The 20271-nt window shown below is 73.7% G+C and carries 18 protein-coding genes, 2 tRNA genes and 2 pseudogenes; 17 read left to right on the top strand and 5 right to left on the bottom strand.

All coding sequences use genetic code 11. The features are described 5' to 3' along the window. Window positions 1-96 precede the first annotated feature (96 nt). Window positions 97-2686 (bottom strand): annotated as a pseudogene (locus AC1VL8_RS17980) (DEAD/DEAH box helicase). Between the two features lie 44 nt (window positions 2687-2730). Between AC1VL8_RS17980 and rnhA the strand changes: the two are divergent. Beyond that, complete coding sequence (rnhA, locus tag AC1VL8_RS17975) at window positions 2731-3192, top strand: ribonuclease HI (protein WP_483076117.1); 462 nt, start codon at window positions 2731-2733, stop codon at window positions 3190-3192. Window positions 3193-3296: 104 nt separating this feature from the next. Further along, a complete protein-coding gene (locus AC1VL8_RS17970) occupies window positions 3297-3566 on the top strand; it encodes an HPr family phosphocarrier protein (protein ID WP_389235012.1) in 270 nt (89 codons plus the stop codon). A gap of 93 nt (window positions 3567-3659) precedes the next feature. Here AC1VL8_RS17970 and AC1VL8_RS17965 read toward each other — a convergent pair whose 3' ends face one another. Then, window positions 3660-5090, bottom strand: a complete 1431-nt coding sequence (locus tag AC1VL8_RS17965) for a PTS transporter subunit EIIC (protein ID WP_483076116.1) — start codon at window positions 5088-5090, stop codon at window positions 3660-3662. A 175-nt stretch (window positions 5091-5265) separates the two neighbouring features. Here AC1VL8_RS17965 and AC1VL8_RS17960 point away from each other — a divergent pair, with 175 nt between their 5' ends. The 5 genes from AC1VL8_RS17960 to AC1VL8_RS17940 all read left to right on the top strand — a co-directional run bounded on the left by AC1VL8_RS17960 (window position 5266) and on the right by AC1VL8_RS17940 (window position 7995). Further along, window positions 5266-6081: a GntR family transcriptional regulator gene (locus AC1VL8_RS17960; protein ID WP_483076115.1), complete on the top strand. Its 816-nt coding sequence runs from the start codon at window positions 5266-5268 to the stop codon at window positions 6079-6081. 17 nt (window positions 6082-6098) lie between these two features. Then, window positions 6099-6344, top strand: a complete 246-nt coding sequence (locus AC1VL8_RS17955) for a PTS sugar transporter subunit IIB (RefSeq protein WP_483076114.1) — start codon at window positions 6099-6101, stop codon at window positions 6342-6344. A gap of 83 nt (window positions 6345-6427) precedes the next feature. Beyond that, window positions 6428-6658: a PTS sugar transporter subunit IIB gene (locus tag AC1VL8_RS17950; RefSeq protein ID WP_203669373.1), complete on the top strand. Its 231-nt coding sequence runs from the start codon at window positions 6428-6430 to the stop codon at window positions 6656-6658. Next, window positions 6658-7122, top strand: a complete 465-nt coding sequence (locus tag AC1VL8_RS17945) for a PTS sugar transporter subunit IIA (RefSeq protein ID WP_483076113.1) — start codon at window positions 6658-6660, stop codon at window positions 7120-7122. Before AC1VL8_RS17950 ends, AC1VL8_RS17945 begins: the two co-directional genes overlap by 1 nt. Window positions 7123-7332: 210 nt before the next feature. After that, window positions 7333-7995: a pyridoxine/pyridoxamine 5'-phosphate oxidase gene (locus AC1VL8_RS17940; RefSeq protein WP_483076112.1), complete on the top strand. Its 663-nt coding sequence runs from the start codon at window positions 7333-7335 to the stop codon at window positions 7993-7995. A gap of 48 nt (window positions 7996-8043) precedes the next feature. Here the strand turns inward: AC1VL8_RS17940 and AC1VL8_RS17935 are convergent, their stop codons facing one another. Further along, a complete protein-coding gene (locus tag AC1VL8_RS17935; RefSeq protein ID WP_483076111.1) occupies window positions 8044-9075 on the bottom strand; it encodes a heparan-alpha-glucosaminide N-acetyltransferase domain-containing protein in 1032 nt (343 codons plus the stop codon). A gap of 98 nt (window positions 9076-9173) precedes the next feature. On the opposite strand from AC1VL8_RS17935, the gene AC1VL8_RS17930 reads away from it, so the two are divergent. From AC1VL8_RS17930 to AC1VL8_RS17905, 6 genes are all read left to right on the top strand, one after another. Next, the gene (locus tag AC1VL8_RS17930) at window positions 9174-9998 is read left to right on the top strand and encodes a methyltransferase domain-containing protein (RefSeq protein WP_483076110.1); all 825 of its coding nucleotides are present in this window, start codon (window positions 9174-9176) and stop codon (window positions 9996-9998) included. A 17-nt stretch (window positions 9999-10015) separates the two neighbouring features. Next, on the top strand, window positions 10016-10798 hold the full coding sequence (locus tag AC1VL8_RS17925) for a fumarylacetoacetate hydrolase family protein (protein ID WP_389235038.1): 783 nt from the start codon (window positions 10016-10018) through the stop codon (window positions 10796-10798). 41 nt (window positions 10799-10839) lie between these two features. Beyond that, complete coding sequence (gltX, locus tag AC1VL8_RS17920) at window positions 10840-12357, top strand: glutamate--tRNA ligase (protein WP_483076109.1); 1518 nt, start codon at window positions 10840-10842, stop codon at window positions 12355-12357. Then, window positions 12354-13181 carry an HAD family hydrolase gene (locus AC1VL8_RS17915; RefSeq protein ID WP_483076108.1) on the top strand — a complete coding sequence of 276 codons (828 nt, stop codon included), beginning with the start codon at window positions 12354-12356 and terminating at the stop codon, window positions 13179-13181. Before gltX ends, AC1VL8_RS17915 begins: the two co-directional genes overlap by 4 nt. Before the next feature lie 95 nt (window positions 13182-13276). Further along, window positions 13277-13348: transfer RNA gene (locus AC1VL8_RS17910), tRNA-Gln, on the top strand. Window positions 13349-13449: 101 nt separating this feature from the next. Then, window positions 13450-13522, top strand: a tRNA-Glu gene (locus AC1VL8_RS17905). A 141-nt stretch (window positions 13523-13663) separates the two neighbouring features. Here AC1VL8_RS17905 and AC1VL8_RS17900 read toward each other — a convergent pair. Then, on the bottom strand, window positions 13664-14383 hold the full coding sequence (locus AC1VL8_RS17900) for an IclR family transcriptional regulator (RefSeq protein WP_389235047.1): 720 nt from the start codon (window positions 14381-14383) through the stop codon (window positions 13664-13666). Window positions 14384-14480: 97 nt separating this feature from the next. Between AC1VL8_RS17900 and leuC the strand changes: the two are divergent. The 3 genes and pseudogenes from leuC to murA all read left to right on the top strand — a co-directional run bounded on the left by leuC (window position 14481) and on the right by murA (window position 18117). After that, a pseudogene (gene leuC, locus AC1VL8_RS17895) lies at window positions 14481-15933 on the top strand (3-isopropylmalate dehydratase large subunit). Between the two features lie 48 nt (window positions 15934-15981). Next, window positions 15982-16647, top strand: a complete 666-nt coding sequence (gene leuD / locus AC1VL8_RS17890) for a 3-isopropylmalate dehydratase small subunit (protein ID WP_483076107.1) — start codon at window positions 15982-15984, stop codon at window positions 16645-16647. Between the two features lie 153 nt (window positions 16648-16800). Next, window positions 16801-18117, top strand: coding sequence for a UDP-N-acetylglucosamine 1-carboxyvinyltransferase (gene murA / locus AC1VL8_RS17885; RefSeq protein ID WP_483076106.1), 1317 nt, complete (start codon window positions 16801-16803; stop codon window positions 18115-18117). A gap of 6 nt (window positions 18118-18123) precedes the next feature. Here the strand turns inward: murA and AC1VL8_RS17880 are convergent, their stop codons facing one another. Next, on the bottom strand, window positions 18124-18582 hold the full coding sequence (locus tag AC1VL8_RS17880; protein ID WP_483076105.1) for a MarR family winged helix-turn-helix transcriptional regulator: 459 nt from the start codon (window positions 18580-18582) through the stop codon (window positions 18124-18126). Window positions 18583-18649: 67 nt separating this feature from the next. Here AC1VL8_RS17880 and AC1VL8_RS17875 point away from each other — a divergent pair, with 67 nt between their 5' ends. After that, a complete protein-coding gene (locus AC1VL8_RS17875; RefSeq protein ID WP_483076104.1) occupies window positions 18650-20185 on the top strand; it encodes an MFS transporter in 1536 nt (511 codons plus the stop codon). Window positions 20186-20271: the final 86 nt, after the last annotated feature.

Genomic DNA, 20271 nt, shown 5'->3' with positions numbered 1-20271 from the left:
TCCTGACGACGTGTCATCACAGGAAAGGCTGCCCTGACCTGCGCAAACGCAGGTATGCCTGTCCTTATCTGGAACGACTCCAGCCGTTCTCGCAGGTCAGAGCGGGCCCACCGCGAGCACCCGCAGCACGGCCTCACCGGCGGCGTCCGAGGCGGGCAGGTCGACCAGCGCGTCGACCCGCCAGTCGTGGTCGCCGGCGGGGTCGTCGAGGATCTGCCGGACGAACCACAGGTCGCCCCGCCGCCCCGCCTCGCCGTGGCCCTCGGGGCGCTGGTCCACCTGGAACAGCGCCGGTCCGCGCGCGGCCGGGCCGGTGAGGATCTCGTCGTGGTCGTCGTAGAACGGGTCGAGCGCGTCGGCCCAGCGGTCGGCGGTCCACGGCTCGTCGGCGGCGTCCCGGTCACCGAGCGCGGCCAGCGCCGGGTAGGCCTCGCGCGCGGCCAGGTCGACCCGGCGGAACAGGGCCCCGCGGACCAGCGCGCGGAACACCCGCGTGTTGGTGGTGACCGGCGGCGGCGCGTCGTCCTCGGGGCGGGAGGCGGTGACCGTCGCGTCGTCGAGGTCGGCCGGGTGCGCCAGGCGCTCCCACTCGTCCAGCAGGCTCGAGTCGGTGCGGCGCACCAGGTCCCCGAGCCAGTCGATGATCTCGTGCAGCTCCTCGGTGCGGGCGTCCTCCGGGACCGTCTGGCGCAGCGCCCGGAACGCGTCGGCGAGGTAGCGCAGCAGCACGCCCTCGGTGCGGTCCAGCTGGTAGAGCGAGACGTACTCGGCGAACGTCGCGGCGCGCTCGTGCATCTCGCGGACCACGGACTTCGGCGACAGCTCCTGGTCGGCGACCCACGGGTTGGTCTGCTTGTAGATCTGGAAGGACGCGCTCAGCAGCTCGGCGAGCGGCCGCGGGTAGCTGACGTCCTCGAGCAGCGCCATCCGCTCCTCGTACTCGATGCCGTCGGCCTTCATCGCCGCGACGGCCTCGCCGCGGGCCTTGTTCTGCTGGGCGGCGAGCACCTGGCGCGGGTCGTCGAGCGTCGCCTCGATGATCGAGACCACGTCGTGCGCGTACGCCGGGTCCTCGCGGTCCAGCAGGTCCAGCGCCGCGTAGGCGAACGGGGACAGCGCCTGGTTCAGCGCGAACGTCGGGGGCACGTCCACGGTGAGCCGCACCGTGCGGCGCAGGCGCTCGGGGCCGGGGCCGGGCTCGACGAACCGCTCGACCACGCCCGCGGCCCGCAGGGACCGGTAGATCGCCACCGCCTGGCGGACGAGGCGCCCTCGGGAGGACTCCGGCTCGTGGTTGTCGAGCAGCAGGTGCCGCATCGCCTCGACGGGGTCGCCCTCGCGCGCGAGGACGTTCAGCACCATCGCGTGCGACACGGCGAACGACGAGGTCAGCGGCTCCGGCTCGGCGTCCCGCAGCCGCTCGAAGGTCTTGTCGGTCCAGTTGACCATGCCCGCCGGCGCCTGCTTGCGGACGATCTTCTTGAGCTTCTTCGGGTCGTCGCCGGCCTTCTGCAGGGCCTTGCGGTTCTCGATCACGTGCTCGGGCGCGAGCACCAGCACCTCGCCGGTGGTGTCGTAGCCGGCCCGGCCCGCGCGCCCGGCGATCTGGTGGAACTCACGCGCGGACAGGTGCCGCATCCGGACGCCGTCGTACTTGACCAGCGAGGTGAGCAGCACGGTGCGGATCGGGACGTTGATGCCGACGCCCAGGGTGTCGGTGCCGCAGACGACGCGCAGCATGCCCTTCTGGGTCAGGCGCTCGACGACCCGGCGGTACTTGGGCAGCATGCCCGCGTGGTGCACGCCGACCCCGTGCCGCAGCAGCCGGGAGAGCGTCTTGCCGAACCCCGGGCCGAACCGGAAGTCACCGAGCTCGGCCGCGATCAGGTCGCGCTGCTCGCGGGTCGCGAGGTTCGTCGACAGCAGCGACTGCGCGCGCTCGACCGCCTCCTTCTGCGTGAAGTGCACGACGTAGACGGGGGAGCGGCCGGTCTGCACCAGCATCTCCAGCAGCTCGTGCAGCGGCTCGATCTCGTAGGAGAACGTCAGCGGCACCGGCCGCTCCGCGCCGGCGACCACGGAGACGGGCACGTCGGTGCGCCGCTCGATGTCCTCCGCGAAGAACGACACGTCGCCGAGCGTCGCCGACATCAGCAGGAACTGCGCCTTCGGGAAGCTCGAGCAGCGGCACCTGCCACGCCCAGCCGCGCTGCGGGTCCGCGTAGAAGTGGAACTCGTCCATCACGACCTGGCCGACGTCCGCGCGCGGCCCCTGGCGCAGCGACAGGTTCGCCAGGATCTCGGCGGTGCAGCAGATGATGGGCGCGTCGGCGTTCACGGCCGAGTCGCCGGTCATCATGCCGACGTTCGCGGACCCGAACGCCTCGACCAGCGCGAAGAACTTCTCGCTGACGAGCGCCTTCAGCGGGGCCGTGTAGTAGGTCCGGCGCCCCTGGGCGAGGGCGACGAAGTGCGCCGCGGTCGCGACGAGGGACTTCCCGGAGCCGGTGGGCGTCGACAGGATGACGTGCGAGCCGGTGACCAGCTCGAGCAGCGCCTCCTCCTGGTGCGGGTACAGGGTCAGGCCCTGGTCCTGCGCCCAGCCGGTGAACGCGGCGTAGAGCGCGTCGGCGTCGTGGGGGTCCGCCGGGACCCGGTCGGCGAGGGTCTGGCGGGAGGCTGGCACCCGTCGATCCTTTCACGCCGGGGGCGCCCCTACAGTGGTCGACCATGAGCGCCGCCGAGAACCCCCCGCCCGCCGTCGAGATGTGGACCGACGGGGCCTGCAAGGGCAACCCGGGGCCCGGCGGCTGGGGCGTGCTGCTGCGGTCCGGCGGCCACGAGCGCGAGCTGTTCGGCGGCGAGCCGCTGACGACGAACAACCGCATGGAGCTGACGGCCGTCATCGAGGGGCTGCGGGCCCTGACGACCGCGTGCCGGATCGACCTGCACATCGACTCGCAGTACGTGATGAACGGCGTCACGAAGTGGATCGCGGGCTGGAAGCGGAACTCGTGGCGCACGGCGGACAAGAAGCCGGTGAAGAACCAGGACCTGTGGCAGGCGCTCGACGCCGAGGTCGCCCGGCACGCGATCAGCTGGCACTGGGTGAAGGGCCACGCGGGCGACCCGGGCAACGAGCGCGCGGACCAGCTGGCGAACAAGGGCGTGGACCAGGTCCGGGCCGGCTGAGGGCACCGTCGCGGCGGTCGACTTCCCCGGTAGTGGTCCAGACCAGTACCCTCGACGACGTGCCCACTGCCGGGCACGATCCCGCTCGCACCGGAGGTCGGTCAATGGAACGGTCCGTCGTCGTCGCCATCGCGGAGGGCCTGCACGCCCGCCCCGCCGCCCTGTTCGTCGCGGAGGCCGGCAAGCAGCCGGTCCCCGTCTCGGTGCGCAAGGGCGACGCCGCCCCCGTGCAGGCCGCGAGCATCCTGGGCGTCATGACGCTGGGTGCCGCCGCGGGCGAGACCGTCGTGCTGACCACGGAGGTCGACGGCCCCGAGGCCGAGGCGTCCCTGGACGCGCTCGAGGCGTTCCTCAGCCAGGTCGAGATCGCCTGACCCGTCGGGTCCCGCCCCGCACACAGGAAGGTCCTGCCCGACACGCCCGGCGTGTCCGGCAGGACCTTCCTGTCTGTGCGGGGTGGTCGACCGTCAGGAGGTGCGGCCGGGCGGCGCCGAGGTCGCGGTGGCGGTGCCCGCGGTCGCGGGGACCTCGACCTCCGACGCCGGGTCGCCGGTCGCGTCGGCGGCCGTGTCGTCCTCGCGGCCCGGCGTCTTGAAGTTGAACTTCACGATCATGAACCGGAACAGGAAGTAGTAGACGACCGCGTACCCGAGCCCGATGACGATCAGCAGCAGCGGCTGGTCGGCGATCCGGAAGTTCAGCAGGTAGTCGATCGCGCCCGCCGAGAAGCCGAAGCCGCTGCGGATCTCGAGCGCGTTGACCAGGGCCAGCGAGGTGCCGGTGAGCACCGCGTGGATCGCGTACAGCGGGTAGGCCACGTAGACGAACGCGAACTCCAGCGGCTCCGTGACGCCCGTGACGAACGCGACCAGCGCGGCCGAGCCCATGATGCCGGCGATCTTCTTGCGGTTCTGGGGCTTGGACGTGTGCACGATCGCGAGCGCGGCGGCCGGGAGGGCGAACATCATGATCGGGAAGAACCCGGTCATGAAGCCGCCGGCGGTCGGGTCGCCGTGCAGGAACCGGGCGATGTCGCCGTTCCACACCTGGCCGTCGGCCTCGTAGGCCCCGAACTGGAACCAGGGCAGCGAGTTCAGCAGGTGGTGCAGGCCGAACGGCAGCAGCAGCCGGTTGAGCGTGCCGAACACGAAGCCGCCGACGATCGTCGACCCGGTGACCCACTCGCCGACGGACGTGAACCCGGCGTCGAACGCGGGGTAGATGAGGGCCGCGACGACGGCGATCAGGACGGCCGCGCCCGCGGTGACGATCGGGACGAACCGGCGTCCGCCGAAGAACGCCAGGTACGGGGGCAGCTTGATCCGGTAGAACTTCTGGAACAGCAGCGCGGCGGTCAGGCCGATGACGATGCCGCCGAGCACGCCGTAGTTGATGAGCTCCTGCTTCGGTCCCGCCAGCGCCTCGGTGATCGAGTGCAGGACGAGCCCGTTGTAGTCGCCGTCGGCCGCCGCCTGGAGCGCCGCCGGGTCGGCCGAGTCGAGGACGCCCCCGGGCTCGACCGCGGCCGGCTTGCCGAGGATGTACGGGGACAGCGCGTCGGTGACGCCCTTGAACACGAGGTAGCCGATCAGGGCCGCGAGCCCGGTGGACCCGTCGGACTTGCGGGCGTACCCGATGGCGACACCCAGCGCGAAGAGCAGCGGCAGGTTGCCCAGCAGCGCGTTGCCGGCCGCGGCGAGCACGTCGGCGACGGGCAGCAGCCAGTCCGCGTTCGCGCCGAGGCCGTCCGCGCCGAGCATGTCGGCCTGGCCGAGCCGGAGCAGCAGCGCGGCGGCGGGCAGGGAGGCGATGGGGAGCATGAGCGAGCGGCCCACGCGCTGCAGCTGCGCGAGCCCGGGGATGCCCCGCTTGGGGGTGTCCACCGTGGTGGCGGTCATGGTGACTCCTCGTCGAGAGAGGGGGAGGGGAGCGGTCGAACTTGCTTGTCGCCGTCGAGTCCGGCAAGTTGTCTGGACCAGTTGCGAGCAGACTGGTCTAGACCGGAAGATGTGTCAAGGACCACAGTGCGCACCGGTGCGCGGCCGACGACGACCGAGGTGGGAGGGTGAGCGCGTGCACGTCCAGCAGCCCCGTCCCGCCCCCGAGGCGCCCGCGACCACGGTCGCCCCCGCCACCGGCCACAAGTACCAGGCGGTGCGCACCTACCTGATGGACCTCGTCGAGCGGTCGCTGCACGTCGGCGACGCCGTGCCGTCCGAGCGCACCCTCTGCGAGCGGTTCGGCGTCTCCCGGATGACGGTGCGGCAGGCGATCGACGCGCTGGTCGCCGAGGGGGTCCTGGTCCGCGAGCAGGGGCGCGGCACGTTCGTCGCCCCGCAGCGGATGGACTTCGAGATGCGGCTGACCACGTTCGGCGAGGAGATGCGCCGTCGCGGGATGCGCCCGGAGACCCGGGTGCTGGACGCCCGCACCGTGCCCGCGTCGCCCGAGGCCGCGGACGCGCTCGGCACCGACGTCGGCGCCCCGCTGCACCACCTGTGGCGGGTGCGCTACGCCGACGGGTCCCCGATGAGCATCGAGCAGCACTGGGTCGCCGTCGCGCTCGTGCCGGACCTGCTGGCCGACGGGCCGCCGCCGAGCATGCACGACGCCCTGCGCGCCGTCGGGCTCGACCCGTCGTGGGGCGAGGAGACGCTCACGGCGGCGGAGGCCACCGACGAGGAGGCCGCGCTGCTCGACCTGCGCGGCCCCCGCGCGGTCCTGCGCGCGACCCGGCGGACCTTCAGCACCGACACGCCCGCCATGTACTCGCGCGCCTGCTACCGCGGCGACCGGTACAGCGTCTGGGTGCCGCTCAGCGCACCCGGGCCCGCCCTGGTCCCGCGCACGCGGACCGCCGACGAGATCCGCGTGGGGGTCGAGCCGTGACCGACGGGAGAGACCGGATGAGCACCGCAGGGACCGGGCAGGCCGCGGCGATCCTCGCGGGGCTCGGCGGGGTCGCCAACATCGACGAGATCGAGCCGTGCACCACGCGGCTGCGGTCGCTCGTCAAGGAGCCCGGCCGGGTCGACACCGCGGCCCTGCGGGCCGCCGGCGCCTTCGGGGTGATGGTCTCCGGGCGCGTCGTGCAGGTCGTCATCGGCCCCAGCGTCGACACCCTCGCGAGCGACCTCGAGGACCTGATGTGACCCGCCCCCGCTGACCGACCCACCTCCGACCGACCCGACCGACCAGACCGACCGAACCACCGGATCCACCAAGGAGACACACCATGAGCAAGGCCGAGCAGATCCTCGCCGGACTGGGCGGGGACGCGAACATCGTCGACCTCGAGCCCTGCATCACGCGGCTGCGCGTCGAGGTCGAGGACCCGGCGAAGGTCACCGAGTCCGTGCTCAAGGCCGCGGGCGCCATCGCGGTCATGCAGCAGGGCACGGTCGTGCAGGTCATCGTCGGTCCCGAGGCCGACACCCTCGCCTCCGACATCGAGGACCTGCGCTGATGGCGGGTCTGACGGTCCTCGCGCCCGTCACCGGCGTCGTGCACGCGCTCGCGGACGTCGACGACCCGGTGTTCGCGCAGGAGATCGTCGGACCGGGTCTGGCCCTCGCGCCGGACACGGGCACCGGCGTCGCTGGGGTCGTCGCCCCGGTGGCCGGCACGGTCGCGAAGCTGCACCCGCACGCGTTCGTGCTGCTCGCGGAGGGCGGCCGGGGCGTGCTGGTGCACCTCGGGATCAACACCGTGCAGCTCGGCGGCGAGGGGTTCGTCCTGCACGTCGCCGAGGGGGACGCCGTCACGCCGGGCCAGCTGCTGGTCGAGTGGGACCCCGCGGCGGTCGAGGCCGGCGGGCGCTCGGCGATCTGCCCGGTGATCGGGCTGGAGGCGCCGCCGGACACGCTGACCCGCCTGGTCGAGCCGGGCGCCCACGTCACCGCGGGTCAGCCGCTGCTCGAGCTGGCCTGACGCGAGCGCCCGCCCGCCCGTCACGGCACCCCCGCGCCACACGGCACCCCCCGGCCTGCCGAGGTCGGGGGAACCGGCCGAGGTCGCACCCGAGGACCGGCGACCTCGGCCGGGAGGGGCGACCTCGGCGGGAGCGGGCGGCGGCGGGACCGGGCGGCGGCGGGACCGGTGTCCCGGGTCCGGCCGCCGGGGCGGACCGATACTGGGGCGATGGTGCCCCGACCGACCCTGCGCGAGTGGCTGCGCGGCCTGCCCGCGCTCACCGGCGACCTGCCCGAGGTCGACCCCTACGCGCTGCCGGCGGACCCGGTGGAGGCGTTCGAGGAGTGGTTCGTCGCGGCGGTGAGCGCCGGGGTGCCCGAGCCGCACGCGATGACCCTCGCGACGGCGGACGCCGGCGGGCGGCCCGCCGCGCGCGTGGTGCTGCTGACCGACGTCGCCGACGGCGCGTGGGTGTTCTCGACGGACGCCCGCGCGGGCAAGGCCCGGGATCTCGCGGCGAACCCGCGGGCGGCGCTCACGTTCTACTGGCAGCCGCTCGGGCGGCAGGTCCGGGTCGCGGGGGCGGTGCGGCTGCTCGACCCCGAGGAGTGCGCGGCGGACTTCCTGCGCAGGTCGCCCAGCGCCCGCGCCGCGGCGCTCGCGTCACGTCCGGGTGAGCCGCTGCGCTCCGTGGAGGACATGGTCGCGGCGGTCGGGGAGGCGCGCGCCCGGGTGGACCGGGACCCGCGGCTGGTGCCGTCGACCTGGCAGCTGTGGGCGGTCGAGGCCGACGAGGTCGAGCTGTGGCAGGGCGACCACGACCGGGCGCACCTGCGGGTCCGCTACTCCCGGGACGGCGACCGCTGGGACCGGCGGCTCGACTGGCCGTGACGCCGGGTGCCGCCCGGTGCCGTCCGGTGCCCGCGGGGTCCGGCGGGGTCAGCGCGGCGGCAGCGGGTCCGGGGCGACGTCCGACGCCCGGGCGGCGAGGGTGTGCAGGGCCCGCTCCAGCGGCCCGCGGCCGAACGCCGCCCGCCACAGCCAGCAGCCCGCGAGCGTGACGACCAGGAACGCGATCCAGGTGACGACGTCGGGCTCCCACACCACCGCGGACCCGAGCGCGGCGATCCCGACGAGCTGCACCGTGTAGGCGGTCAGCGCCAGCGCACCCGTGGCGGCGACGGGGGCGACGAGCCGCGGCGCGGCGTCGGCGACCAGCAGGCACAGCGCCAGCACGGCGAGCCCGACGCCGGTGTTCGCGACCACCTCGAGCGGGCTGCTGGAGTGCGGCTCGGTGGTGACCAGCGCGTCGAGGCCGGTGCCGGGACCGAGGGTGCGGGTCAGGACCGCCGACGCCCCGTGGCCGAGGACCGCCAGGCCGGCGCCGGCACCGAGCAGCCGCAGCCGGACCGCGCGGTCCCGCAGGTCGCAGCGGCCCACCGCGAGCCCGATCAGGACGTACGCGAACCAGACGACGGCGGGGTAGTACGCGCCGACGAGCAGGTCGGTCCACGCCCGGCCGGGCAGGCGCGCGAACGCCGGCTCCAGCGCCAGGCGCAGCACCGGGCCGGCCAGCGCCACGACGACGGCGCCGGTCAGCAGCCGCCGCGGGCTCGCGCCGAGCAGCGGGACCGCGGCCGCGAACAGCACGGCGTAGGTGGGCAGGATCACGACGACGGGCGTGCCCAGCAGCACGGCCACGACGCCGATGCCGAGCACGCCGAACGCGCGGACCAGCAGCTTCGTGCGGGCCTGGACCCGCCGGGTGCCGACCGCCGGGTCGGGGCCGCCGGAGATCAGCGCCACCGAGATGCCGGACAGCAGCACGAACAGCGCGGCCGACCGGCCGTCGGCGACCTGGGTCAGCGACCAGGGCCAGGGGGAGTCCGGCTCGCCCGGTCCGACGTGGGCGGTGAGCATCCCGAGGACCGCGAGCCCGCGGGCGACGTCCACGCCGGTGATCCGCTGCATGGCGGCCACGGTAGCCGCCGGACCCGCCTGTCTCGCCCACCGGGACGGCACGTACCGCGCACTGGAACGAGCACCCCGGGCGCCACTACCGTCGGGGGGTGACTGACACGCATGAGGCCGAGGTCTACACCCACGGCCACCACGACAGCGTGCTGCGCTCCCACCGGTGGCGCACCGCGGAGAACTCGGCGGCCTACCTGCTGCCCGCCCTGCAGCCCGGGCAGTCGCTGCTCGACGTGGGCTGCGGCCCCGGCAACCTCACCCTGGACCTGGCCGCGCGCGTCGCGCCGGGCCGGGTGGTCGGCGTCGACCGGTCCGAGGCGGTCCTGGAGCTGGCGCGCGCGGAGGCCGCCGCGACCGAGGGCGCCCCGGACGTGACCTTCGCGGTGGGCGACGCGTACGCGCTGCCGTTCGAGGACGGCACGTTCGACGTCGTGCACGCCCACCAGCTGCTCCAGCACCTCGGCGACCCGGTCGCCGCCCTGCGCGAGCTGCGCCGCGTCGCCCGCCCCGGCGGTGTGGTGGCCGTGCGGGACGCCGACTACGCCGGGATGACCTGGTACCCCGCCTCGCCGGTGCTCGACGAGTGGTCCGCGCTCTACCACGAGGTCACCCAGGCCAACGGCGCGGAGGCCGACGCCGGCCGCCGGCTGAGCTCCTGGGCGCTGGCCGCCGGCTTCGACCCGGACGCGCTCGTCGCGACCGCGGGGGTCTGGTCGTACGCGTCCGAGGAGGACCGCACCTGGTGGGCCGGGCTGTGGGCCGAGCGCTGCGTCGCGTCGGACTTCGCGCACCAGGCCGTGGCGCACGGGCTGGCCGACGAGGTCGCGCTCGAGCAGCTGGCCGCCGGCTGGCGCGAGTGGGGCGACGCCCCGGACGGCTGGTTCGCCGTGCTGCACGGCGAGGTGCTGGCCCGGGTCTGACGGCTAGGGTTGTCCCCGTGCGTATCGCGAGGTTCACCACGGGGGACGACCCCCGCTACGCCCTGGTCGAGGGCGATCCCGGTCAGGAGCAGCTCGTCGTCATCTCCGGCGACCCCATCTACACCCCGGTGCAGCCCACCGGTGAGCGGATCCCGCTCGGCGACGGCGTCCGCCTGCTCGCCCCGGTGATCCCGCGGTCCAAGATCGTCGGCGTCGGCCGGAACTACGCCGACCACGCCGCCGAGATGGGCAACGAGGTGCCGACGGCGCCGCTGCTGTTCTTCAAGCCGAACACCGCGGTGGTCGGCCCGGACGACCCGATCGTGCTGCCCGACTGGACCGAGGAGGTCTCCTACGAGGCCGAGCTCGCCGTCGTCATCGGCAAGGTCACCAAGGACGTCAGCCCGGAGCACGCGCTGAGCAAGGTGTTCGGCTTCACCGTCGCCAACGACGTGACCGCCCGGGACGCCCAGCGCACCGACGGCCAGTGGGTCCGCGCCAAGGGCTTCGACACGTCCTGCCCGATCGGACCGTGGATCGTCCCCGGGCTCGACGTCGAGGACCTGGCCGTGCGCTCGCGGGTCAACGGCGAGGCCAAGCAGGACGGCCGCACGTCGCAGATGGTGTTCGACGTGCCGGCGCTGATCTCGTACATCTCCGAGGTCGTGACCCTGCTGCCCGGCGACGTCATCCTCACCGGCACCCCCGCGGGCGTCGGCCTGATCGTCGAGCGGGACGTCGTCGAGGTCGAGGTCGAGGAGATCGGCACGCTGCGCAACCCGGTGCTGCGTCGGTCCTGAGCGTTCTCGGCACGCCGCCCACCCTCGCTAGGGTGGGCGGCGTGAGTGCAACCGATCCCGTCCCGTCCGCCGGCAGCGCCGTCCGGGTCCGTTTCTGCCCGAGCCCGACGGGGACGCCGCACGTCGGCCTGATCCGCACGGCGCTGTTCAACTGGGCGTACGCCCGGCACGTCGGCGGCACCTTCGTGTTCCGCATCGAGGACACGGACGCCGCGCGCGACTCCGAGGAGTCGTACCAGCAGCTGCTCGACGCGCTGCGCTGGCTCGGCCTCGACTGGGACGAGGGCGTCGAGGTCGGCGGCCCGCACGAGCCCTACCGGCAGTCGCAGCGGATGGACCTGTACGCCGACGTCGCGGCCCGGCTGCTGGCGGCCGGCCACGCCTACGAGTCCTTCTCGACGCCCGAGGAGGTCGAGGCCCGGCACCGCGCCGCCGGCCGTGACCCGAAGCTCGGCTACGACGGCTTCGACCGCGCGCTGACCGACGAGCAGAAGGCCGCCTACCGCGCCGAGGGCCGCGAGCCCGTGCTGCGGCTGCGGATGCCCGACGAGGACGTGACGTTCACCGACCTGGTCCGCGGCGAGATCACGTTCAAGGCCGGCTCCGTGCCGGACTACGTGATCGTCCGCGGCAACGGCCAGCCGCTCTACACGCTGGTCAACCCCGTCGACGACGCGCTCATGGGCATCACGCACGTGCTGCGCGGCGAGGACCTGCTGTCCTCCACCCCGCGCCAGGTCGTGCTGTACCGGGCGCTGCTGGACATCGGCGTCGCGACGGTGGCGCCGGAGTTCGGGCACCTGCCGTACGTGATGGGCGAGGGCAACAAGAAGCTCTCCAAGCGCGACCCCGAGTCGAACCTGTTCCTGCACCGCGACCGCGGGTTCACACCCGAGGGCCTGCTCAACTACCTGTCGCTGCTCGGCTGGTCGATCGGCCCGGACCGCGACGTGTTCTCGGTCGCCGAGCTGGTCGAGGCGTTCGACGTCGCCGACGTGAACCCCAACCCGGCGCGGTTCGACCTGAAGAAGGCCGAGGCGATCAACGCCGAGCACATCCGGCTGCTGGCCCCCGACGACTTCCGCGACCGCCTGGTGCCCTACCTGCACCGTGCCGGTCTGGTGCCCGCGGACGCGTACGCCGACCTGTCCGCCGAGCACCGCGCGCTGCTCGACGCGGGCGCGCCGCTGATCCAGACCCGAGTGACGCTGCTGGGCGAGGTCGTCGGGATGCTCGGCTTCCTGTTCGTCGCGGACGACGCCCTGGTGGTGGAGGAGGACGCCCGCGGGGCGCTCAAGGACACCGCCGCGCAGGTGCTGGACGCGGCCACGGAGGCGCTGGCGGCGCTCCCGGCGGACGGGTTCACCACCGAGGCCGTCCAGGACGCCCTGCAGGCCGCGCTGGTCGACGGGCTGGGCATCAAGCCGCGGTTCGCGTTCACCCCGCTGCGCGTCGCCGTCTCCGGGCGCCGGGTGTCGCCGCCGCTGTTCGAGTCGCTCGAGATCCTCGGGCAGGCCTCGACCCTCGCCCGGTTCGCGGCGCTGCGCGCCTCGCTGTGACGGGCCGGCCCGTCGACGGGGTCCTGTTCGACGTCGACGACACCCTGGTCGACACGCACGGGGCGTTCGCGCAGGCGCTGGCGGCGGTCCGGGAGCGGTGGCTGCCGCACCTCGACGCCGCGGGGGACACCGCGCTGCTGGACCACTGGCGCGCGGACGCCGGCGGTCGGTACCGGCAGTACACCCGGGGCGAGGTGGGCTACCGCGAGCAGCGGATGGCCCGCGCCAACGACCTGCACGCGGCGTTCGGCGGCCCGGTGCTCGACGACGCCGCCTACGACCGGTGGAACGCCCTGTTCGAGGAGCGGTTCACCGGAGCCTGGGCGGCCCACGACGACGCCGCCGCGGTGGTCCGGCACCTGCTGGACGCCGGGGTCCGGGTCGGCGCGCTGACGAACGCCGCGACGGCCTACCAGGTCGCCAAGCTGACCGCGGTCGGCCTGGTCGACGAGGTGCCGCTGCTGGTCGGCGTCGACACCCTCGGGTTCGGCAAGCCCGACCCGCGGGTGTTCGCCGAGGCGTGCCGCCGGCTGGGCACGGAGCCGGGCCGCACCGCGTACGTGGGCGACGAGCTGGACGTCGACGCCCGCGCGGCCGCCGCCGCGGGGCTGCGGGGCGTCTGGCTGGCCCGTCCGGGGCTGGGAGCGAAGGACGCGAACGCGGGGGAGCCGGCGCCGTCGGACGTGGTGATCACCACGCTGGCGGAGCTTCCCGGGCGTGCTCGGCCTCTGAGCCCGGGGCGGCCCTCCCGGCGGCGTGATCCACGTCTCCCAGCGGCCGGTTTGGTGCCAGCGATCCCGTCCGGTAATGTTCTCGGTCGGTGAGGCGTCCGGTTGACGCCGCTCCTCCACCCGCAGATCGGCGCTCCGTGCGTCGCGATGCTGGTGCGCGGGGTGGTCGAGATGGCGCTGAATGCCATTGGGGTATGGTGTAATTGGCAGCACGACTGATTCTGGTTCAGTTAGTCTAGGTTCGAGTCCTGGTACCCCAGCAAGGCTTCGCAGAATGGCTCGGAAGAGCGATTTGAAAGAGCCGGGCAGGATGCAGTACAGTAGTTCCCGGTCACACCGCTCCGGTGGTGAGATCGTCCAGGCCCCCATCGTCTAGAGGCCTAGGACGCCGCCCTCTCACGGCGGTAACAGGGGTTCGAATCCCCTTGGGGGTACAGCGCGAAGGGTCGGTCACCGCAAGGTGACCGGCCCTTTCTGCGTGACCGTGACCGTGACGGTTGAGGTCGAGGGTTTCGCGCCAAAGCCGGGGGTGAAACCCTCGACCTCGCGTGAAACCCTCGACCTCGACCGGCCGATCACTCGGCGGTGCGGCGGAGGACCTCCGTCAGGCGGTTGGCGGCGGAGGCCACCGCGGCGGCGTGCAGGCGGCCGGGCTGGCGGCTCAGGCGCTCGACCGGGCCGGAGATGGACACGGCCGCCACGACCCGGCCGGACTGGCCGCGGACGGGGGCGCTGACGCTCGCGACGCCGACCTCGCGCTCGGACACCGACTGCGCCCAGCCGCGGCGGCGGACACCGGACAGGATCGTCGCGGTGAACTTGGCGCCCTGCAGCCCGCGGTGCAGCCGGTCGGGCTCCTCCCACGCGAGCAGGATCTGCGCGGCGGACCCGGCGGTCATCGTCAGCGTCGCGCCGACGGGGATCGAGTCGCGCAGGCCGATGGGCCGCTCGGCGGCGGCGACGCAGATGCGCTGGTCGCCCTGGCGGCGGTAGAGCTGGGCGCTCTCGCCGGTGTGGTCCCGCAGCGCGGCGAGCACGGGGCCCGCCGCGGCGAGCAGCCGGTCCTCGCCGGCCGCGCTCGCCAGCTCGGTCAGTCGCGGCCCCAGGACGAACCTGCCCTGCATGTCGCGCCCCACCAGGCGGTGGTGCTCGAGCGCGACGGCCAGCCGGTGGGCCGTCGGGCGGGCAAGATGGGTGGCGTTGACCAGCTGCGCGAGGGTGGCGGGTCCGGCCTCCAGGGCGTTGAGGACCGAGGCGGCCTTGTCCAGCACGCCGACTCCGCTAGAGTTGTCCATAGGTCGATATTGGCGTCTCGAAGGCTGAGACGCAAGTGCGACACCCAGAGAGGCACCGACGGCCCCCACCGTCGGACCAGCGGAGAGGACACCCGACATGGCCGGGACACTGGCGGAGAAGGTGTGGGAGAACCACATCGTGCGGCGCGGCACGGACGGCGCGCCCGACCTGCTCTACATCGACCTGCACCTCGTGCACGAGGTCACCAGCCCGCAGGCGTTCGAGGGCCTGCGGCTCGCGGGCCGCCCGGTGCGCCGGCCGGACCTCACCCTGGCGACCGAGGACCACAACACCCCGACGCTGGACATCGACCTGCCCATCGCCGACGAGACGTCGCGCACGCAGATCCAGACGCTGCGCAACAACGCCGCGGAGTTCGGCGTCCGGCTGCACTCGCTCGGCGACGCCGACCAGGGGATCGTGCACCAGGTCGGGCCGCAGCTCGGCCTGACGATGCCGGGCCTGACCGTCGTCTGCGGCGACTCCCACACGTCCACGCACGGCGCGTTCGGCGCGCTGGCGTTCGGCATCGGCACCTCCGAGGTCGAGCACGTGCTCGCCACCCAGACGCTGCCGCTCGCGCCGTTCAAGACGATGGCGATCACCGTCGACGGGCAGCTTCCCGCTCGGCGCGACCGCGAAGGACATCATCCTGGCGGTCATCGCGAAGATCGGCACCGGCGGCGGGCAGGGCTACGTCCTGGAGTACCGCGGCGAGGCGATCCGGTCCTTGTCGATGGAGGGCCGGATGACGATCTGCAACATGTCGATCGAGGCCGGCGCCCGCGCGGGCATGATCGCCCCCGACCAGACCACCTTCGACTACCTCAAGGGCCGCCCGCACGCCCCCGAGGGCGCCGACTGGGACGCCGCGGTGGAGTACTGGTCCACGCTGCGCACCGACGACGACGCCACGTTCGACGCCGAGGTCGTGCTGCACGCCGCCGACCTGGAGCCGTTCGTCACCTGGGGCACCAACCCCGGGCAGGGCCTGCCGCTGTCGGGCAGCGTCCCGGTGCCCGAGGAGATCGCGGACGCCAACGAGCGCGTCGCCGCCGAGCGTGCCATCGAGTACATGGGCCTCACCCCGGGCCAGCCGCTGCGCGAGATCGCGGTCGACACGGTGTTCATCGGCTCGTGCACCAACGGCCGCATCGAGGACCTGCGCGCCGCCGCGAAGCTGGTGCAGGGCCGCCGCAAGGCCGACTCGCTGCGCGTCCTGGTGGTGCCGTCGTCGGCGCGCGTGCGGCTCCAGGCCGAGGCCGAGGGCCTGGACCGGATCTTCCTGGACTTCGGCGCCGAGTGGCGCAACGCCGGGTGCTCGATGTGCCTGGGCATGAACCCCGACCAGCTCGCCCCGGGGGAGCGGTCGGCGTCCACGTCGAACCGCAACTTCGAGGGCCGGCAGGGCAAGGGCGGCCGCACGCACCTCGTGTCCCCGCTCGTCGCGGCCGCCACGGCCATCCGCGGCACGCTGTCCTCGGTGTCCGACCTGGGCCCGGACGTCGCCGTGCCCGACGGCTCCCCGCTGGACCTCCAGCCGGCCTGAGCCGCCGACGCCCCCGACGCCCCCTTCGACCCAGGAACGAGCACCGTCATGGAGAAGTTCACCCAGCACACCGGCGTCGGCGTCCCGCTGCGCCGCAGCAACGTCGACACCGACCAGATCATCCCGGCCGTCTACCTCAAGCGGGTCACCCGCACCGGGTTCGAGGACGCGCTGTTCGCCGCCTGGCGCGGCGACCCGGACTTCCTGCTGAACCAGGACGCCTACAAGGCGGGCTCCGTGCTCGTCGCGGGCCCGGACTTCGGCACCGGCTCGTCCCGCGAGCACGCCGTGTGGGCGCTCAAGGACTACGGCTTCAAGGCCGTTCTCGCGTCCCGGTTCGCCGACATCTTCCGCGGCAACTCCGGCAAGCAGGGCCTGGTCGCCGCGCAGCTCGCGCAGGAGGACATCGAGCTGATCTGGAAGGTCCTCGAGACCACCCCGGGCACCGAGGTGACGGTCGACCTCGTGAGCCGCACGGTGACCTGCGACGACGTCGTGGTGCCGTTCCAGGTCGACGACTACACCCGCTGGCGCCTGATGGAGGGGCTCGACGACATCGGCCTGACCCTCCAGCACGAGGCCGAGATCACGGCGTTCGAGGCGACCCGCGACGCGTGGCGGCCGAAGACGCTGCCCGCCAAGCACCTGCCGCCGGTGGAGATCACGGCCGCCCGCCCGGTCGAGCTGAGCCTCGGTCGCCGCCCCGGCGCCTGACGCCCGCACCGCCGACGAGCCCGGTCCCGCGCACCGCGGGGCCGGGCTCGTCGCGTCGGTCGTCGCCGCCGGGTTTGTGGAGGTTTGGCGTCACCTGCGCGCCGCGGCGCGGGCGGTGCGCGGGCACGCCCGCCGGTGAGCGACCATAGGCGGATGACCGATCTGCTCAACGTCCACGGCGGCACCCCGCTCTCCGGGGAGATCACCGTCCGTGGTGCCAAGAACTTCGTCTCGAAGGCGATGGTCGCCGCGCTGCTGGGCGAGACGCCGAGCGAGCTGCGCAACGTCCCGCAGATCCGCGACGTCGGCGTCGTGACCGGCCTGCTGGAGCTGCACGGCGTGCGCGTGGACGCGGACCCCGTCGCCGGCACGCTGCGGCTCGACCCGACGGACGTGGAGTCCGCGCACGTCGCCGACATCGACGCCCACGCCGGGTCCAGCCGGATCCCGATCCTGTTCTGCGGCCCGCTGCTGCACCGGCTCGGCGAGGCGTTCATCCCCGACCTGGGCGGCTGCCGGATCGGTGACCGGCCGATCAACTACCACCTCGACATCCTCCGGCAGTTCGGCGCCGTGGTGGACAAGCGCGAGAACGGCATCCACATCCGCGCGCCGCGCCGGCTCCAGGGCACCAAGATCACGCTGCCGTACCCGAGCGTCGGGGCCACCGAGCAGCTGCTGCTCACCGCCGTGCGCGCCGAGGGCATCACGGAGCTGACCAACGCGGCCATCGAGCCCGAGATCATGGACCTGATCCACGTCCTGCAGAAGATGGGCGCGATCATCTCGGTCGACACCGACCGGGTCATCCGCATCGAGGGCGTCGACCGCCTGGTGGGCTTCCAGCACACCGCGCTGGCCGACCGGATCGAGGCCGCTTCGTGGGCGTCGGCCGCGCTGGCGACCGGCGGCGACATCTACGTGCGCGGCGCCTCGCAGCCGGAGATGACCACGTTCCTCAACACGTTCCGCAAGGTCGGCGGCGAGTTCACGATCGACGACGCGGGCATCCGGTTCTTCCACCCGGGCGGCGACCTGTCGTCGATCGTGCTGGAGACCGACGTGCACCCCGGGTTCATGACCGACTGGCAGCAGCCGCTGGTCGTGGCGCTGACCCAGGCCAAGGGGCTGTCGATCGTGCACGAGACGGTGTACGAGAACCGGTTCGGCTTCACGGACGCGCTGCGCGGCATGGGCGCGACGATCCAGGTCTACAAGGAGTGCCTGGGCGGGCGGCCCTGCCGGTTCGGCCAGCGGAACTTCTACCACTCGGCGGTCGTCTCGGGCCCGACCCCGCTGACCGCGGCCGACATCGAGGTCCCGGACCTGCGGGGCGGGTTCAGCCACCTCATTGCGGCGCTGGCGGCGCAGGGCACCTCGGCGGTGCGCGGGATCAGCCTGATCGACCGCGGGTACGAGAACTTCACCGCGAAGCTGGAGGCGCTGGGCGCGAAGTTCGACCGCGACTGACCTCCCTCAGCCGCGCGGTGCCAGGCCCTGCTCGACGCGCTCGAGCAGGGCCTTCGCCGTCCCCAGGCCCGTGGTGTCGCCGTCGAGGGCGGCGTGCAGGCGCTGCGCCCAGTGCGCCCGGAGCCGGGCGATGTCCTGGACGGCGCGCGCGGTCGGGCGCAGCACCACGGTCCGGCGGTCGTGCTCGTCGTGGGTGCGCTCGACCAGGCCCTTGGCCTCCAGCTGGCGCAGGGTGGTGCTGAGGTTGCTGCGGTGCAGGCCGGTGCCCTCGGCGACGCTGCTGGGGGACGCGCCGGGGTGCCGGTGCAGGTGCCGGATGACGGTCGTCTCGGTGGGGGTGAGCGGGGCGACGTCGGTGGTGCGCCGGCCCTGGAGGTCGCGGGCGACGGTGAGCACCAGGTCGGCGAGCTCGGCGAGGTCGGCGTCCGTCGGGGTCGGTCCCATGAGCGAGGTCACACGGGCCATCGTAGCGATGGTGATGGATCGATAGTTATAGTTCCATAACTCATCCCGATCGTCCTGGAGCGCCCGCATGCCCTCGTCCACCCGTCCCGCCCGCGGCGCCCCCGGGCCCACGCTCGCCGCCGTCTGCTTCGGCCTGTTCATGGTCGGTCTCGACGGCACCGTCGTCTCGGTCGCCAACCCCGCCATCTCCGCGTCCCTCGGCACCTCGTTCGCCCAGCTGCAGTGGATCACCAACGCCTACCTGCTCGGCCTCGCCGTGTTCCTCATCCTCGGCGGCACGCTCGGCGACCGGTTCGGTCGGCGCCGGATGTACCTGACCGGGGTCGCCGCGTTCGCCGTCACGTCCGTGGCGATCGGCCTGGTCGGCAGCACCGGCGGGGTGATCGCGTTCCGCGCGCTCCAGGGCCTGAGTGCCGCCCTGCTGATGCCGCAGACCCTCGCGCTGCTGCGGGCCACGTTCCCGAAGGAGAAGTTCGGCGCCGCCGTCGGCGTCTGGGGCGGGGTGTCGTCGGTCGCGATCGCCGCGGGGCCGATCGTCGGCGGGCTGCTCGTCGACACGCTCGGCTGGGAGTGGGTGTTCTTCGTCAACGCCCCCATCGCGCTGGTCGGGCTGCTGCTGGGCGGCCGGGTCCTCGAGGAGAGCACCGCGCCCGGCCGGGCCCGCATCGACGTGCCGGGCGTCGTGCTGCTGGCGCTCGGGCTGTGCGCGGTCGTCCTGGCCGTCGTGCAGTCGGAGTCCTGGGGCTGGACCAGCCCGCTGACGCTCGGCGTGCTGGCCGCGGGCCTGCTGCTGCTCGGGGTGTTCGGCGTGGTCGAGACCCGGGTCGCCGAGCCGCTGCTGCCGCTGACGCTGTTCCGCGACCCGACCCTGACCGTCGGAGCCGTCGCGGTCGCCGCGAACTTCTTCGCGCTGTTCGGCGTGACGTTCTTCCTGTCGCTGCTCCTGCTCAACCTGCGCGGGGTCGACGGGCTCACCGCCGGCGTGATGCTCCTCCCGCTCAGCGGGGTCTCGGTCGTCGCGTCCCCGATCGGCGCGGCGCTGGTCGGCCGGTTCGGCATCCGGGTGCCGATGGCCGCGGGCCTCGGGCTGATCGCGGTCGCGCTGCTGGCGCTGACCGGCGTCGACGTGGACTCGCCGTACCTCGGCATGGCGGTGCCGTTCGTGGTGCTGGCCCTCGGGGTCGGCATGGTGATGACCGCCGGTGCCGACGCGGTGGTCGGCAGCGCCCCGGTGCGGCTGGCGGGCGTCGCGGGCGGGCTGCAGGCGACCTCGCTCCAGCTCGGCGGCGCGCTCGGCACCGCGGTGCTCGCGGCCGTCGTGACCGCCGGGACGTCCGCGCGGCTGGGCGGCGTCACGTTCGCCGGTGACGAGGGCGTCCGGCAGGGTCTGGTCCCCGACGGGCTGGACCCCGCCACCACGGCGCTGGCCCAGGACGCGTTCCTCGGCGGGCTGCACACCGCGTTCGTCGTCGCGGCGGCGGTCGCCCTGCTCGCGGCGGTCGCGGCGGCGCTGCTCGTCCGCACGCCGCGGGCGCACCACGACGCCGCCGAGGTGCTGGTGGAGGCCGAGAGCGCGCTCGCGGGCGGGCCCGCGCTGCGCTGACGCGCAGGTGGTGCGGGGGCCGGTGCGGGGGTGCCGCGGGGTCGCGCGCTACTGATCTGGGGGTTTACAACGGGGGAACTCCCCGA

The sequence above is a fragment of the Cellulomonas sp. KU4C genome (assembly GCF_056868065.1).
The sequence above is the reverse complement of the archived record's forward strand: the minus strand, read 5'-3'. Positions and strand labels throughout refer to the sequence as shown.

Excerpts from the sequence above, each read along its gene's own strand:
- rnhA (WP_483076117.1), top strand. The coding sequence starts at position 2,731 with ATGAGCGCCGCCGAGAACCCCCCGCCCGCCGTCGAGATGTGGACCGAC.
- AC1VL8_RS17970 (WP_389235012.1), top strand. The coding sequence starts at position 3,297 with ATGGAACGGTCCGTCGTCGTCGCCATCGCGGAGGGCCTGCACGCCCGC.
- AC1VL8_RS17965 (WP_483076116.1), bottom strand. The coding sequence starts at position 5,090 with ATGACCGCCACCACGGTGGACACCCCCAAGCGGGGCATCCCCGGGCTC.
- AC1VL8_RS17955 (WP_483076114.1), top strand. The coding sequence starts at position 6,099 with ATGAGCACCGCAGGGACCGGGCAGGCCGCGGCGATCCTCGCGGGGCTC.
- AC1VL8_RS17950 (WP_203669373.1), top strand. The coding sequence starts at position 6,428 with ATGAGCAAGGCCGAGCAGATCCTCGCCGGACTGGGCGGGGACGCGAAC.
- AC1VL8_RS17945 (WP_483076113.1), top strand. The coding sequence starts at position 6,658 with ATGGCGGGTCTGACGGTCCTCGCGCCCGTCACCGGCGTCGTGCACGCG.
- AC1VL8_RS17940 (WP_483076112.1), top strand. The coding sequence starts at position 7,333 with ATGGTGCCCCGACCGACCCTGCGCGAGTGGCTGCGCGGCCTGCCCGCG.
- AC1VL8_RS17935 (WP_483076111.1), bottom strand. The coding sequence starts at position 9,075 with ATGCAGCGGATCACCGGCGTGGACGTCGCCCGCGGGCTCGCGGTCCTC.
- AC1VL8_RS17900 (WP_389235047.1), bottom strand. The coding sequence starts at position 14,383 with ATGGACAACTCTAGCGGAGTCGGCGTGCTGGACAAGGCCGCCTCGGTC.
- leuD (WP_483076107.1), top strand. The coding sequence starts at position 15,982 with ATGGAGAAGTTCACCCAGCACACCGGCGTCGGCGTCCCGCTGCGCCGC.
- murA (WP_483076106.1), top strand. The coding sequence starts at position 16,801 with ATGACCGATCTGCTCAACGTCCACGGCGGCACCCCGCTCTCCGGGGAG.
- AC1VL8_RS17880 (WP_483076105.1), bottom strand. The coding sequence starts at position 18,582 with ATGGCCCGTGTGACCTCGCTCATGGGACCGACCCCGACGGACGCCGAC.
- AC1VL8_RS17875 (WP_483076104.1), top strand. The coding sequence starts at position 18,650 with ATGCCCTCGTCCACCCGTCCCGCCCGCGGCGCCCCCGGGCCCACGCTC.